The following is a 13,207-nucleotide window of genomic DNA, read 5'->3' on the forward strand; positions in this document are numbered from 1 at the left end:
CTTCACTGGCTGAAGCCGCTCTGCCCGGAGGGCCCGCGCCCGGCGCTCGGCGGCTGCTTGCGATCCGCGAGCTCGGCCCGCGTCCCCTGGCTCCCGAGCAGGTAGAACTGCAGGTCGCCCGGGTCGTTCATCTCGTACTCGGTGGGGAGCGGCGGCAGCTCGTGAGGCGCGACGGGCTTCACGAGGTGCGCCGTCACGACGACAATGAGCTCGCTCTCATCGCGCTGGAACGCCTGCGACCGGAACAGCGCCCCCACGATCGGGACGGACCCGAGCAACGGGAACTTCGCCACCTGGGAGCGGATCCGGTCCGCGACGAGCCCCGCGATCGCGAAGCTCTGCCCGTCCGCGAGGCGGATGCTGGTCTCGCTCTGGCGCGACGTCAGGCCGGGGACGCTCGTCCCCGCGATCGTCACGGCGAGGCTCGGATCGATGTCGCTCACCTCCGTCTTCATCGAGAGGTGGATCGCGTCGCCGATCACGGTCGGCGTGAACTGGAGCTGGATGCCGAACCGCTTCCACTCGACCGAGGTCTGTCCGAACGAGGACGCGATCGGGATCGGGAGCTCGCCGCCCGCGAGGAAGCGCGCGTCCTGGCCCGAGAGCGCGACCAGCGTGGGCTCGGCGAGCGACTTCGCGAGGTTGTTCTGCTCGAGCAGGTTCAGCATGACGCTGAACGGGAAGTCGCCCATGTGCGACAGGAACACCGAGAACGCGTTCTGGAAGCTCCCCGCCGGCACGTCCGGCGGGAAGCCGTTTCCGGCGAGCCCACGCGGGCCCGTGCCCGGGATCGATGGGTTCTGGTTCGTGTTGAGGAAGTCGCCCGGCAGCGTGCGGTTGCTGAAGAACCCGGCGACGTTCTTGAAGTCGTCCGACTTGTGGAAGAAGTTGACCCCGAGCTCCCGGAGGCCGGTCCGCGCGACCTCCGCGAAGCGGACCTGCAGCTGCACCTGCTGCACGCCCGACACCTGGATGAGGTTCGCGACCTTCTCCGCCTGCAGCCGCGCGACCTCTGCCACGCGCTCCGGCAGCCGGACGTCCGTGACCTGCCCCGAGAGCACGACGAGATCGCCGCTCGCGGTGATGTTCACGTTCTCGCCCGGGAAGAGCTGCTTCACCTGACTGCGCAGCGCCTCGAGGTTGCGGCCCACCTGGAGCGCGATCACGAGCGGCTGGTTGTCGCGGTTCCAGAGGGTGAGGTCGGTCGTCCCGACACCCTTCGCGGTGAGCAGCACCTGGTTCGGCGTCACGACCTTGAGGTCCGCGACGTCGGGGTTCGCGACGGCGATGCGGCCGATCTGCTCCGAGAGGATGAGGAGCCGGTTCTGCCCGGCCTCGAGCGTCATCTCGCGGGCGGCGCCCAGCTCGCGATCGATGCGGAGCGCAGGCGTCGCGTGCGCCTGATCCTGCGCTGCCGCGGGCCCGGCGGCGACGAGGAGCGTGACGAGGAGAGCGCGGGCGCGGTGCGGGGTCATTGGCGCGATTCCTTCTCGAAGTCGCGGCGCTCGAAGACGTCGCCGCGGAGGATCTCGACGGTCTGCTTCTCGGCGGGGGCGGGCCTCACCTCGACGACCGGTGCGCGCGCGCGGTGGCGCGAGGACACGGGCGTGACCTTGGGGCCCGGCGCGGGCGTCGCCGTCGCCGGCGCAGCGGGACGCTCCGGCTCGCGTCCGCCCGCGAGGAGGACCGGCGGCGTGATCCCCGGGGTCGAGAGCATGTCGTCGTCCGCGCCGCTCCGGAGGCTGAGCAGGATCTGGCCCTTCGTGGCCGCGAGCGCGAGCTTCTCGGACTGCTCGCCGTCGACCATCAGCGTCGCGACGGTCGCGGGCATCGCCTTGTCGAAGTTGCGGTCCGCGCGCTCGACCTCCTTGCCGACGGCGAGCACGCGCACGTTCTGGAGGACGATCTTGGACATCGGCGGCTGAGTGGAGGCGTCCGACGGCTTCATCGTCACGATCACGTCCACTGCATCCCCGGGGTGCAGGAACCCGGCGACCCCGACGACGTCGTCCACCCGGACCGCGACGGCGCGCATGCCCGCGGGCAGGATCGCGGCGAGGCCGGCGGCCGTGCCGGGCGCCGCGAGCCGACTCTCCAGGATGGGCTCGCCCTTCGAGACCGCCGACGTGACGACCCGCCCGACGAGCGCGGCCGCGTCGGACGAGGTGCCCTCGGGCGTCGACGCCGCGGGCCAGTCGATGACGGCGAGCGACTCCGCCCGGAGCGCCGTCGCCGAGGGCATGTTCACCGCCGCGACGACGACCTTCGCGGTCGGGAGCCGCGCCGCCGAGGCCTTCGCCTCGAGGTAGCGCGTGAACAGGAAGGCCGTTCCGATCGCAGCGATCGCCGCGAGCCCCAGGAAGAGCGCCGCGCGCAGGCCGGTCCGGCGCGATCCTCGCTCCGCCGCCCGCTTCAGGGTGCTGCTCGCCCGATCCCCAGCGCCCGAGCTCGTCATCGTCGATTCCCCCTGCTGCGCGCGCTCAGCGGCGCATCTCGGCCGTCGCGACGATCCGCGCCGGCATGAGGTCGTTGAACAGAAGCGTGAACGAGCCGCCCTGACAGTCGACCGCCACCCGGACGGACGTGACCACCTCGGGGATGTCGATCGTGCAGGTGGCGGCGTTGATGCCCGCGACGGACAGGTACTCGCGAGCCCGCGCCACCGCGACGCCGGCCGCGTCGGTGTCGGCGATGCTGCCGGCGCGCGCCCCCTCGCGGGCGGCGTTGACGATGATCTCGCGCTGGAAGAAGTGGAATCCCCACTCGATCGCGCCCAGGCAGAGCAGCATCAGGACCGGCAGCACGAGCGCGAACTCGACCGCAGCGGCACCGCTCGCGCGCTCGCTGCGTGATCTCGAAGCGGTCACGGCGTCCCTCCGATGACGAGCGCGATCAGCGCGCTCACCGCAAACGCGGCCCCCGCGGGGACGACGACGCGGCCCCGCTCCGCGGTGAGAGGCACGCCCGCGACGTTGGCGCCGAGCGCGAGCGCGACGACGTTGCTGCGCATCTCGGAGCGTGCGCGCAGCGACGACCTCGCGTAGGCGATGCACGCGAGCGCGCCCATCACGACCGCCGCCGAGACGAGGTACGTCGGGACGCGCTCGAGGCCGACCCACGCCGCCGCGGCGGCGGCGAGCTTCAGGTCGCCACCGCCGATCATCCGGCGCGACCACGCGGGCCAGATCACGGCCGCGACGATGACCGAAGCCGCGAGGCCCGTCCCGGCAGCGAGCGTCCCGTGGACCACCGCCTGCGCAGAGATCCCCCCGACGGCGACGGCGACCGCCACCTCGTTCGAGATCCGGTGGCGCGCGACGTCCGACGCGGCGGCGATCGCGAGCAGTGCGCTCAGGAGCGCGAATAGCGAGGCGGGGTAGGTCATTGATCTCGCGCCGGCCGGGGCATCCCTCGGCCGGCGCCCGAGAAGATTCGGCTACGCCGCCGGCGTCATCTTGGTGTTCACGGTCGTGAACGTGGTGTTCAGAGTTCCACCGAGCGTCTGAACGGCCACGATGATGACGACCGCAATGAGCGCCACCATGATCCCGTACTCGACGGCGGTCGGCGCCTCCTGGTCGTTCCACAGCTTCATCAGCATCTGCTTCATGGGATTGCCCCTTTCACGTCGCGCGGGCGGATTCCGCCGCGCATGATCACCGCACCCGCTGGACTTGCCGTGCTCGCGCGCGCCCCCAGCCAGGCGCACGGAGCGATCCCGGAGCGCCCTCGGCGCCGGGAAATTTCGCGTGGGTTCCACCCCCTGCAGGTCGCCGTCACGGGGACCGAAAATGCTGCCTCTCGGTACCTGCGTCTCGTCGTCCTGCCCGGCCGCTTCCCCCTCGTGCTTTCGGTCGCTTTGCCGAGTTGCGGACGATTGCTTTTCACCGGAAGTCGGGCGTCCGCGGGACACTCGTGCGAGACGCATGACCGACCGGGTCGAAGCGAGTGCTCAACGGTTCGATTGGCGGCGAAAAAGCACGCGTTCTCCTGCCAGGGACCAGGACGAGCGAACCCCAGAGGTCACGTGAAGCCCCCTCTCGGCGCTCGAAACAGCGAGCTCGTCGCACCGATGGCGCCAGGTCGGCTCGCTCGGGGCGCCCGGACCGAGAGTGGAAGCCTCCGTGCTAGCATCCGACCGCATGCGCGACCGGATCACCTCGTCGGGGCTCGCGACCGCCTTCACGAACCTCTCGCTCGCCGTCCTGTACACCGCGTTTGCGTTCTCGCACCTGCAGGAGTTCCGGAGCCAGCCCCGCGCGAGCGTCCTGCTCTTCGTCCTGCTCGAGACGCTGTTCGCGCTGTTCTTCGTCGCTCGCCGCCAGGCCTCCGCGAGCTCGACCTCGCTCACCGCATGGGCGAGCACGCTCGCCGGTACGTTCCTGCCCCTGCTCCTGCGGCCCGCTCCGGGCGCCGAGGACGTGCTCGTGGGGCAGGTCGTACAGGCGGCAGGGACCGCGCTGGGCGTCAGCGGCGTTCTCTCGCTCAACCGGAGCCTGGGGCTCCTGCCAGCGAATCGCGGCGTGCGCTCCGGCGGAGCGTACCGCCTCGTGCGGCACCCGCTGTATGCCTCCTACGTCGTGACGCACGCCGGGTATCTCACGAGCAACTTCACGGGCTGGAACGTCGGCATCGCGCTCGCGGCGTTCGCGGCGCAGGTCGTCCGGATCTCCGGCGAGGAGGCCGTCCTGTCGCGCGACCCCGAGTACGTCGCCTACAAGGCGCGGACGCGCTGGCGGCTCCTCCCGTTCGTCTACTGACGCCTGGCGGAGCGAAGATGGCCGCGGCGCAGTCCAGCGGGGGAACCATCGCGACGATGACCCGCCCCGCGCTGCGCGTCGCGGTGCTCGTCGCGTCAATCGCGGCGCTCCTCGCGCCGGCGCTGTGGCAGGCAGCGAGAGGCGAGACCCGGGTTCGCCACCTCCGGACGGAGTCGCCGTCGCGCCTCCCGCTCCTCGAGATCACGCGCGGCGCACCCGATCCCCGCAGGCCGGCGGCGCTCCTCGTGCACGGGTTCCAGTGCAACAAGTCGATGATGGTGCCTCTCGCGCGGCGGCTCGCGGGGGCGGGGATCGACGTCTACGCCGTGGATCTCCCCGGGCATGGCGCCTCGCACGAGCGGTTCTCGGAGGAGCGCGCCGAGGCGGCGGTGCGCGAGGCGCTGGAGAGCATCTCGGCGGCGCGCGGGGTGGCGAGTGAAGGGCTCGCCCTGGTGGGGCACTCGTACGGCGCGAACGTGCTGGCGCGAGTCGCGGGCGAGCGGCGAGGGAACACCCGACTCGTCATGATCGGCCCCGGCTACGCAGGCGGGCTCTCCCCGACGACCGGCAACCTCCTCGTCCTCACGGCGGAGCGGGACTACCCGTACATCACCGCGTTCGCGCGCGACATGCTGCGCGACGCCACGGCGGGCGCGATCGTCGCGCCGGGACAGGCGATCGGAGCTCCCGATCGCGGAGACGCGCGCGCGTGGCGCGTCGTCCCGGGCGAGAACCACCTCTCCTTGCTCCTCAGCGACACCGTCTCGACGGAGGTGCTCACCTGGATCGCCGGCGCGCTCGCGCGGACGTCTGCTCCGGACGCGGCGCCCCACGTCGCGCTCGCGCTCGCGGTCCTGGCGATCGTCGGCGCAGGCGTCCTCTCGACCCTCGCTGCCAGCGCCCGTACGTGCGCCCGGGCCGCGCCGCCTGCCGACGACGCCGTCGCGACGCTCGCCTCGCGCACCGCGATCTGCGTCGCCGCGGTCGCGATCGCGGCCCCGATCGCACGCTTCGCTCCACCGCTCGCCTTCCTGCGTCTCCTCGAAGGAGGCCAGATAGCCTCCCTCATCGTGGTCGCGGGGCTCCTCGCGAATGGCGCGCACCTCGTCATCTGGCGGCGCACCCCGGTCCCGACCGTCCCGCAGCTCGCGCGCGCCGTCCCGCTGGCGCTCGGCGCGTTCGCGCTCCACTACGGCGCGGCGGCGCTGGGACTCGACGGCGAGCTCTACCACGTGTCACTCGCGGATGCCCCGCCGGAGCGACCTGCCGCGGCGGTCCTCCTCTCCCTCGCGCTGCTCCCGTTCTTCGCGCTCGTCCAGGGGCTCTCCAGCGACCCTCGCGGCGGCCCCGGGGCTCGAGCGCGCTGGCGCCGGATCGTCGGAGCGGCATGCGCCGTGGCCGCGCTGTACGGAGCGATCGCCGTGGCGCTGCCGCTCCTCGGACCCCTCGCCGGGAGATTCGGCCTCTCCATCCTGACGATCGGCGCGTTCTGCGCCGTCGTCGGTGCCCTCCTCGGCCGGGCATCGCGGAATCCGGCCGTGGGCGTCATGTTCTCCGCCATGACGACGGCGTGGGCGATCGCCGTCGGCTTCGTCCGGTACTGACCATGTCCACCTTCGTCGGACACAGCCTCGCCGCCGCCGCGATCGCCTCCTGCGCGCGCCGGACGGTGCGCTCCGAGCGGCCCGTGATCGTGACGACGCTCGCGGTCGCGGCGGCGCTCCTCCCGGACCTCGACGTGCTGTTCCTCGCCGTGCTCGGGCCGGGCGCCGTCGCCCACCGTGGGGTGTCGCACGGGCTCCTCTTCGCGGTCGCGACCGCCGGCGCGCTCACCGTCGCGGCGCGTCCGCTCGCGCGTGCGCCTGCAACGCGCCTGTTCGCGGTGCTGCTGCTCGCAGGCCTCTCGCACCTCCTGCTCGACTTCCTCATGGGCGCCGGTCCGCCAGTCCGCCCGTTCGCGCCGTTCGACGACCGCGGGTTCCTCGCGCCGATACGGCTCCTCCCGATCGCCTACTACGCGCGGGCCGCCGAGGGGTACCGCTCGCTCGCGTTCTGGAGGCTCAACGCCGTCGCGGCGACGCTCGAGGCGCTCATCCTCGCGCCCGCGCTCCTCGTCGCGAATCCCGGCGGCCGGGCGCGCACGCGCGCGCTCGCGGCCACGCTCAGCGTCGCCACCCTCGCGGTGACGCTCGCGCTCTACAACTGAGGACGCCGCGCCAGCGGCGCACGCGCGTACCTACGACAGCTCGCTCACCGCCCCCTCCAGCGCCCCCGCCACCGTCGCGAGCGTCCGCTCCACCTGGGCCCGCGCCTCCGGCGTGAACTCCCGGTCCTCGTCCGCGAGCAGGTCGAGCTGCTCCGAGACGTAGGACGCGAGGGCCGGCTGGGACGACTCGAGCGCGGCGGGCTCCTGCTCGAGCGTGCGCAGCTCGCTGAAGTCCACCGCGGCGAGGCGATCGCCGAAGGCCTGGTCGAACATCGCCCAGGTCTCGAAGGCGAGCTCCTGCGCGGCGCCCGCGCCGGACTCGGGGAGCGGCGCGGCCTCGAGCCAGGCGACGAGGTCGGGCTGCACGTTCATGAAGCGATCGCGCCGGCGCTGGACCTCGCGCGGCGCCTGGGCGGCGAGGCGGCGCCAGACGGCGTCCACGAGCTCGGGCGCGAGCTCGGTGCCGCTCTGCGAGCCGCGGTCGGGCAGCTCGGGCAGCGGCTCCTGCGCGGCGACCACGTTCGCCGGCGGCGGCGACTCCTCCTCGGGGCCGCCGCCCGCGGCGACGCGCGCCCACAGGCCGAAGAGGTTGGCGTAGAGCCGGCGCGCCTCGTCGGGCGTCGCGAAGTGCGGCTCGCCGGAGAAGACGCTCGGGATCACCGACGAGCGCGGCTCGCCCGCCGCCTGCGCGCGCCGGAACGCCTCGGCGACCTCCTCGGCGCTGTGGCGCGAGCCCGCGCGGGTGAGCAGCGCGGTCAGCACCTCGGCGCCCTCGTAGGCGGGGGCGACGCCCTGCGCGGCGTCGCGGTCGCGATCGCGATCCTTCGGGGAACGGCGGCTCATTTCTCCTCCCGGTGCGCGAGCGCGGCGAGACGGCGGACGACCGCGCGCGGCATGAAGCGGACGGCGGTCGAGGTGAAGCGGTACATGGCGGTGGGCACGTGGACGACGGCGCGCCGGTCGATCTGGGCGAGCGCCTCGCGCGCAGCCTCGTCCGCGGTGAGCACGGCCGGCACGCGCTCGAAGCGGCTCCCCGTGCCGGCCACCTCGCCGAACTCGGTCGAGACGGGCCCCGGGCAGTAGGCGCCCACGTATACCCCCGTGCCGCGCAGCTCCTCGGCGAGCCCCTCCGAGAACGACAGCACGAACGCCTTGGTCGCGCCGTAGACGCTCATGTAGGGCGTCGCCTGGAAGGCCGCGGCGGACGCGACGTTGAGGAGGACGCCGTCGCCGGCGGCGCGCAGGTCGGGCAGGAGCGCGTGCGAGAGGAGGACGAGCGTCTCGCAGTTCAGCCGGATCATCTCGCGCACCCGGGCCGGGTCGAGCCGCTCGAAGTGGCCGTAGGCGCCGAAGCCGGCGTTGTTCACGAGCCAGGCGGCGCCCCCGTGCTCGCGCGCGGCGGCCGCGACCTGCTCGGGCCCACCCTCGCGGGCGAGATCGACAGCGCAGGGGATGATCTCGGCCTGGCCGAGCGCGCGCGCCTCGGCGGCGAGCGACTGGAGCCGCTCGATGCGGCGGGCGACCGCGAGCACCGGGCGGCCGCGGCGGGAGATGTCGCGGGCGAGGGAGGCGCCGATGCCGGCGGAGGCGCCGGTGACGACGGCCAGCGTGGGGCGGGGATCGGTCGGGGGCATGCGCGCGGCAAGGATAATGGCGATCGGGCGCGGAGGCGCGGGGGCGACCGCATTTCTCCTGCCGCCCGCGGCGGACGCCGCGCCGGGCGGGCGAACGCCGGTCGAGCCGGCTCGTGCCTCGACAGGCTCGGCACGAGCGGGCCCAATGGCGCGAGCCCGCTTCGACGGCTCCAGCGGGTCACATGAGCACCGGCTCGCTCCACCCCCACGAGCGGGGCCCACAGCGCGATACCCCCTCCCCCGCGCTGGTGCGGGAGAGGGGGCGTGGGCTTGCGGAGATCCTAGTTGTCGTCGTCCCCGTCCGGCCCGTTCATCGGACAGTTCGGGTTGGGGCAGTCGCCGGCCATCATGCCCATCCCCATCCCGCCGGGCCCCATGCCCATGCCGCCGGGGCCCATGCCCATACCGCCGTTCCCCATGCCCATCCCCATGCCGCCGCCGCGCATCATGCCGCGGCCGCCGCCCATGCCGGGGCCGGGGCCGTGCCCGAAGTGCCGCTGGAAGCGCTCGAGGAAGAGCACCGCGCGGGCGCGCTTGTCGGGGGTGAGGTCCTTCACGAGCGCCTGCGTCGCGTCGCGATCGATCGACTCGAGCTGGCCGCGGGCGGCGTAGAGCCGCTGGATGGCCTGATCGACCTCGGCGGCGGTGACCTTCTCGCCCGACGCCGCGCGGCGCAGGGTCTGGTTCGCCTCCATGAGCTGCTTGTGCGCCGCGAGGCGCTTCTCGTCGGACTTGGCGAGCTGCTCGGAGAGCTTCACCGCCTCGGCCGGCTCGAGGTCGAGCGCCTCGGCGAGCCCGAGCGTGCGCGCGACGCGCATGCGCCGCTCCATCCGCTCCGGATCGGGCTGGCCCATGCCCATCCCGCGGCCCTGCCCGCGCATCGGTCCCGCCCCGGGGCCCGGCGGCTGGGCCTGCTGCGCGCCGCCTGGCTTCGGCGGCGGTGGTTGCTGCTTCTGCGGCTGTCCCGCCTGCGCAAAGGCGGCGAGCGGGAACACGAGTGCCGCGATGAGGAGCTTCCTCATACGTCTCTCCCTTCGTTGTCGAACGGGCCACGGCCGAGGTGGCCGTGCCTCATTGCATCGCGGCTTCTGCCGCGAACGTCGTCTCCTCGAGATCGCCGAGGGACTGGAGGACGGTGCTGTCCTCCCACAGGTCGTCGGGATCCGGCTCCTGCCAGCTCGCCGCCTGCACTGCGACCGCTCCCGAGCCGGTCGCGGAGGCGAGCTGCGGGTGCTCTCCGCCGGTGGAGCGATCGAGCGCGAGGGCCGGCCCGCGCAGCTCGACCGCGGTGCCGAGGTGGGAGCCCGAGACGTCGCTCACCCGCGGCAGATCGCCGAGCTGCGGCCGCCGCGTCCCCGTCACGAACGGCAGGAGCGGCACGAGGGAGAGCGCCGCCACCGCGCTCATGGCGAGCGCGATGCGCCGGACCACCCCGCGCCGCCGCTCGCCCTGGCGCACCGCCTCGACGGCGCGCTCCGGCAGGTCGGCGAGGACGCGCCGCTCCGCCGGCGTCGGCGCGGGCAGCCGCGCGAGCCGGAGCACCTCGGCGCTCGCCTCGACGTCGTCGCGGCAGGCCGGGCAGCTCGCGAGGTGCGCCTCGAGGCGGGCGCGCTCCTCGCCGCGCAGCGCGTTCGCCGCGTGGAGCGAGAGGAGCAGGTCGTACTCGCTGCAGGGGGGCGCGGAGCTCATGGCTGGCCCTCCGGGGCGAGCGCGGCGCGCAGCTTTCGCGTGGCGTGGTGGAAGCTCACGCGCGCGGCGTTCTCGCTGATGCCGAGCGCGTCGGCGATCTCGGCGAACGGCAGCTCCGCGTCGACGCGCAGCGTGAGGACCTCGCGCATGCGGCGCGGCAGGTGGACGACGGCGGCCCGGACCGCGGCGGCGCGCTCCGCCTCCTCGAGCGCCTCGACGGCGACGGCCGGGTGGGCCTCGCTGGGCCCGATGGCCTCGAGCGGCGCGCGCCCGAGGCGGAGCTCGTCGCGCAGGTGGTTCTTGGCGAGGTTCACGGCGATGCGCACGAGCCAGCGGCGGAACGCGAAGCCCTCGCGCTCGCCGCGGCGGAGCGTGCGGCGCGCCGCCTCGAGGGCGCGCAGGAAGGTGCGCTGCGCGAGATCGCGGGCATCCTCCGGCGTGCGCGCGTAGCGGCGGACGATGGAGAGGACGAGCCGCTCGTGGCGCCGGACGAGATCGCCGAACGCGTCGTCGTCGCCCACGAGGAAAGCGGCGAGGAGCGCGTCGTCCGTCGCGCCCTGGCCCGCGGACGCTCGCGCCGCGCCGCCGGGGAGCACCCGGAACGCCGGTCGTCGCGTGCTGTCTCCGTCGTCGGGCATGCCGTTCGTGCGGGCCACGGCTCATGAGACCCCTTGCCCGCACAGAAGTTAAAAGCTACTCCTACCGGCCGATTTCACGCTCCTTTTCGGGGCGAGACAGGATCACCATGCTCGACCTCAGGGCCGTCGCCCAGGACTTCGAGAGCTTCGAGAAGAAGCTCGCCCGACGCGGGGAGGCGGCCGTCCAGGCGATCGCTCCCGTGAAGCCGCTCGCCGCCCGCCGCCGCGAGCTGAACGTGCTGCTCGAGAAGCAGAAGAAGGAGCAGAGCGACGCGAACGCGAAGATCCGCGAGCTCATGCGCACCGACAAGGCCGCCGGCGAGAAGGCGCGCGCCGAGCTGCGCGTGCTCGGCGACGCGGTGAAGGCGACGGAGCAGGAGCTCGGCCAGGTCGAGGCGGAGATCGAGCGGCTCCTCCTGCTCGTGCCGAACCCGCCGCACGCGTCGGTGCCGGACGGGAAGGACGAGCACGACAACCAGATCGTCTCGACCTGGGGCGAGAAGGCGAAGCTCGACTTCGCGCCGAGGCCGCACTGGGAGCTCGGCGAGGCGCTCGGGATCCTCGAGTGGCAGCAGGCCGCGAAGCTCTCCGGCTCGCGCTTCACCATCTACAAGGGCGCCGGCGCCCGGCTCGAGCGCGCGCTGGCGGCGTTCTTCATCGACGTGCACGCGTCGCGCGGGTACACGGAGATCCTCCCGCCCTACCTCGTGACCGCCGAGACGATGACCGGCACCGGGCAGCTCCCGAAGTTCGAGGAGGACCTGTTCAAGACGCAGGGCGAGTCGCCGCTCTACCTCATCCCCACCGCCGAGGTCCCGGTGACGAACATGCACCGGGGCGAGATCTTCGAGGCGAACCAGCTCCCGATCTCGTACTGCGCCTGGACGCCGTGCTTCCGCGCCGAGGCGGGCGCCGCCGGCCGGGACACCCGCGGCCTCATCCGCCAGCACCAGTTCCACAAGGTGGAGCTCGTGAAGTTCGCGAACGCGGAGGAGAGCTACGCCGAGCACGAGAAGATGGTGGACGACGCCTGCGAGGTGCTCCGCCGCCTCGGCCTCCACCACCGCGTGTCGCTCCTGTGCGCGGGCGACATGGGCTTCTCGTCCGCGAAGACCTACGACATCGAGGTGTGGTGCCCGGGCCAGGACGCGTACCGGGAGATCAGCTCGGTGTCGAACTGCGAGGACTTCCAGGCGCGCCGCATCCGCGTGCGCTACCGCGGCGAGGGCGGGAAGCCCCGGCTCGCGCACACGCTCAACGGCTCGGGCGTCGCCATCGGCCGGACGGTGGTGGCGATCCTGGAGCAGTACCAGCAGGCGGACGGGACGGTCGTGGTGCCCGAGGCGCTCAGGCCGTACATGGGCGGGCTCGAGCACATCGCCCCGCAGGCGTTTCCGAGGGGGGTGGAGAGGTAGCGGGCAGCGGTCCGCGGCGGTCCGAAAGCCGCCTGTCGAAGGGCGAGCGGCCTTGGTCCGGGGCAGACCGGGCGGTCGCCGGCCCCCCCGAAGGCCCCGCTCACCCTGAGCCTGTCGAAGGGTGAGCGGACCGGGTCCCCTTCCCTCTGCTTCTCCCCTTGATCCCCGCCCGCCGGTGCCGTATATGGGCCGTCCGCTCGCGCGCGCCGGCAGGCGTCCGGGGGCAAGGTTTTGGAACGAGGACGGATTCGGAGGAGTGGCCGAGCGGTTTAAGGCGGCGGTCTTGAAAACCGCAGAGGGTTCACGCCCTCCGAAGGTTCGAATCCTTCCTCCTCCGCCAGGTGAAGGGGAACGAGGGTTCGGAAAGGTGGCCGAGAGGCCGAAGGCGCTGGTTTGCTAAACCAGTATACGGGGTGACCTGTATCGAGGGTTCGAATCCCTCCCTTTCCGCCAGTAGAAGGACCTGCAGCACTCCGACCCAGCGCACCGCGGTCGGCACAGTCGAATAGGCTTCAAGGGCCCTTAGCTCAGTTGGATAGAGCGTCGGACTACGAATCCGAAGGCCAGAGGTTCAAATCCTCTAGGGCCCGCCAAAACGTAAGGCCTCACGGTGACTTAACCGTGAGGCCTTTCGCTTTACCCGAACGGGTCACGTCGATTTTGACGGAATCTTGCCGCAACTTGGGCCGTGTCCTGGCGAGTTCTGTGGAGTCGCCTCGGCGCGGGCGTGACGCTCAGATGTCGAGCGGATCGCTCACGGAGAGGTCCGTTCCCGATCGGCCGATCGGAGGGGAGACCGCTCACGCGTGGGGTAGAGGCATGTTTACTCGCACGCGCTGTCGGACTAGACGATCGCCGTCTCCCG

At 72.8% G+C, this 13,207-nt stretch carries 14 protein-coding genes and 3 tRNA genes; 7 read left to right on the forward strand and 10 right to left on the reverse strand.

What is annotated here, in order from left to right:
* Positions 1 to 2 precede the first annotated feature (2 nt).
* Genes MNY62_RS07835 through MNY62_RS07855 form a run of 5 tightly spaced genes read right to left on the reverse strand, consistent with a single transcriptional unit; the run spans position 3 to position 3,610 of the window.
* Entirely contained in the window at positions 3 to 1,475 is a 1,473-nt protein-coding gene (locus tag MNY62_RS07835) for a type II and III secretion system protein family protein (protein ID WP_242343575.1), read from the reverse strand.
* Positions 1,472 to 2,455 carry a Flp pilus assembly protein CpaB gene (gene cpaB / locus MNY62_RS07840; RefSeq protein ID WP_242343576.1) on the reverse strand — a complete coding sequence of 328 codons (984 nt, stop codon included), beginning with the start codon at positions 2,453 to 2,455 and terminating at the stop codon, positions 1,472 to 1,474. The genes MNY62_RS07835 and cpaB overlap by 4 nt, the downstream gene beginning before the upstream one ends.
* 25 nt (positions 2,456 to 2,480) lie before the next feature.
* Positions 2,481 to 2,867 carry a TadE/TadG family type IV pilus assembly protein gene (locus tag MNY62_RS07845; RefSeq protein WP_242343577.1) on the reverse strand — a complete coding sequence of 129 codons (387 nt, stop codon included), beginning with the start codon at positions 2,865 to 2,867 and terminating at the stop codon, positions 2,481 to 2,483.
* A complete protein-coding gene (locus MNY62_RS07850; RefSeq protein WP_242343578.1) occupies positions 2,864 to 3,385 on the reverse strand; it encodes a prepilin peptidase in 522 nt (173 codons plus the stop codon). The genes MNY62_RS07845 and MNY62_RS07850 overlap by 4 nt, the downstream gene beginning before the upstream one ends.
* Before the next feature lie 51 nt (positions 3,386 to 3,436).
* Positions 3,437 to 3,610 (reverse strand): Flp family type IVb pilin, encoded by a 174-nt coding sequence (locus MNY62_RS07855; RefSeq protein ID WP_242343579.1) that lies wholly within the window; start codon positions 3,608 to 3,610, stop codon positions 3,437 to 3,439.
* Between the two features lie 532 nt (positions 3,611 to 4,142).
* Here MNY62_RS07855 and MNY62_RS07860 point away from each other — a divergent pair.
* The 3 genes from MNY62_RS07860 to MNY62_RS07870 are packed head-to-tail and all read left to right on the forward strand — an operon-like array spanning position 4,143 to position 6,966.
* Positions 4,143 to 4,760, forward strand: coding sequence for a methyltransferase family protein (locus tag MNY62_RS07860; protein WP_242343580.1), 618 nt, complete (start codon positions 4,143 to 4,145; stop codon positions 4,758 to 4,760).
* A gap of 56 nt (positions 4,761 to 4,816) precedes the next feature.
* Positions 4,817 to 6,364 carry an alpha/beta hydrolase gene (locus MNY62_RS07865; protein WP_242343581.1) on the forward strand — a complete coding sequence of 516 codons (1,548 nt, stop codon included), beginning with the start codon at positions 4,817 to 4,819 and terminating at the stop codon, positions 6,362 to 6,364.
* A gap of 2 nt (positions 6,365 to 6,366) precedes the next feature.
* On the forward strand, positions 6,367 to 6,966 hold the full coding sequence (locus MNY62_RS07870; RefSeq protein ID WP_242343582.1) for a metal-dependent hydrolase: 600 nt from the start codon (positions 6,367 to 6,369) through the stop codon (positions 6,964 to 6,966).
* Positions 6,967 to 6,996: 30 nt separating this feature from the next.
* Here MNY62_RS07870 and MNY62_RS07875 read toward each other — a convergent pair whose 3' ends face one another.
* From MNY62_RS07875 to MNY62_RS07895, 5 genes are all read right to left on the reverse strand, one after another.
* Positions 6,997 to 7,809 (reverse strand): serine/threonine-protein kinase, encoded by an 813-nt coding sequence (locus MNY62_RS07875; protein ID WP_242343583.1) that lies wholly within the window; start codon positions 7,807 to 7,809, stop codon positions 6,997 to 6,999.
* Positions 7,806 to 8,600 carry an SDR family NAD(P)-dependent oxidoreductase gene (locus tag MNY62_RS07880; RefSeq protein WP_242343584.1) on the reverse strand — a complete coding sequence of 265 codons (795 nt, stop codon included), beginning with the start codon at positions 8,598 to 8,600 and terminating at the stop codon, positions 7,806 to 7,808. Before MNY62_RS07880 ends, MNY62_RS07875 begins: the two co-directional genes overlap by 4 nt.
* 281 nt (positions 8,601 to 8,881) lie before the next feature.
* Positions 8,882 to 9,622, reverse strand: a complete 741-nt coding sequence (locus MNY62_RS07885; RefSeq protein WP_242343585.1) for a hypothetical protein — start codon at positions 9,620 to 9,622, stop codon at positions 8,882 to 8,884.
* Positions 9,623 to 9,671: 49 nt separating this feature from the next.
* Positions 9,672 to 10,289 carry a zf-HC2 domain-containing protein gene (locus tag MNY62_RS07890; protein ID WP_242343586.1) on the reverse strand — a complete coding sequence of 206 codons (618 nt, stop codon included), beginning with the start codon at positions 10,287 to 10,289 and terminating at the stop codon, positions 9,672 to 9,674.
* The gene (locus tag MNY62_RS07895) at positions 10,286 to 10,927 is read right to left on the reverse strand and encodes an RNA polymerase sigma factor (protein ID WP_242343672.1); all 642 of its coding nucleotides are present in this window, start codon (positions 10,925 to 10,927) and stop codon (positions 10,286 to 10,288) included. Before MNY62_RS07895 ends, MNY62_RS07890 begins: the two co-directional genes overlap by 4 nt.
* A 107-nt stretch (positions 10,928 to 11,034) precedes the next feature.
* Between MNY62_RS07895 and serS the strand changes: the two genes are divergently transcribed.
* From serS to MNY62_RS07915, 4 genes are all read left to right on the forward strand, one after another.
* Positions 11,035 to 12,342 (forward strand): serine--tRNA ligase, encoded by a 1,308-nt coding sequence (serS, locus tag MNY62_RS07900; RefSeq protein ID WP_242343587.1) that lies wholly within the window; start codon positions 11,035 to 11,037, stop codon positions 12,340 to 12,342.
* A 250-nt stretch (positions 12,343 to 12,592) separates the two neighbouring features.
* Positions 12,593 to 12,682: transfer RNA gene (locus tag MNY62_RS07905), tRNA-Ser, on the forward strand.
* A 21-nt stretch (positions 12,683 to 12,703) separates the two neighbouring features.
* A tRNA-Ser gene (locus tag MNY62_RS07910) sits at positions 12,704 to 12,795 on the forward strand.
* 63 nt (positions 12,796 to 12,858) lie between these two features.
* Positions 12,859 to 12,935 (forward strand) — tRNA-Arg (locus tag MNY62_RS07915).
* Positions 12,936 to 13,207 lie beyond the last annotated feature (272 nt).

Origin of the sequence: Anaeromyxobacter terrae (genome assembly GCF_022690685.1) — a bacterium.
In the GTDB taxonomy this organism is placed as follows: domain Bacteria; phylum Myxococcota; class Myxococcia; order Myxococcales; family Anaeromyxobacteraceae; genus Anaeromyxobacter; species Anaeromyxobacter terrae.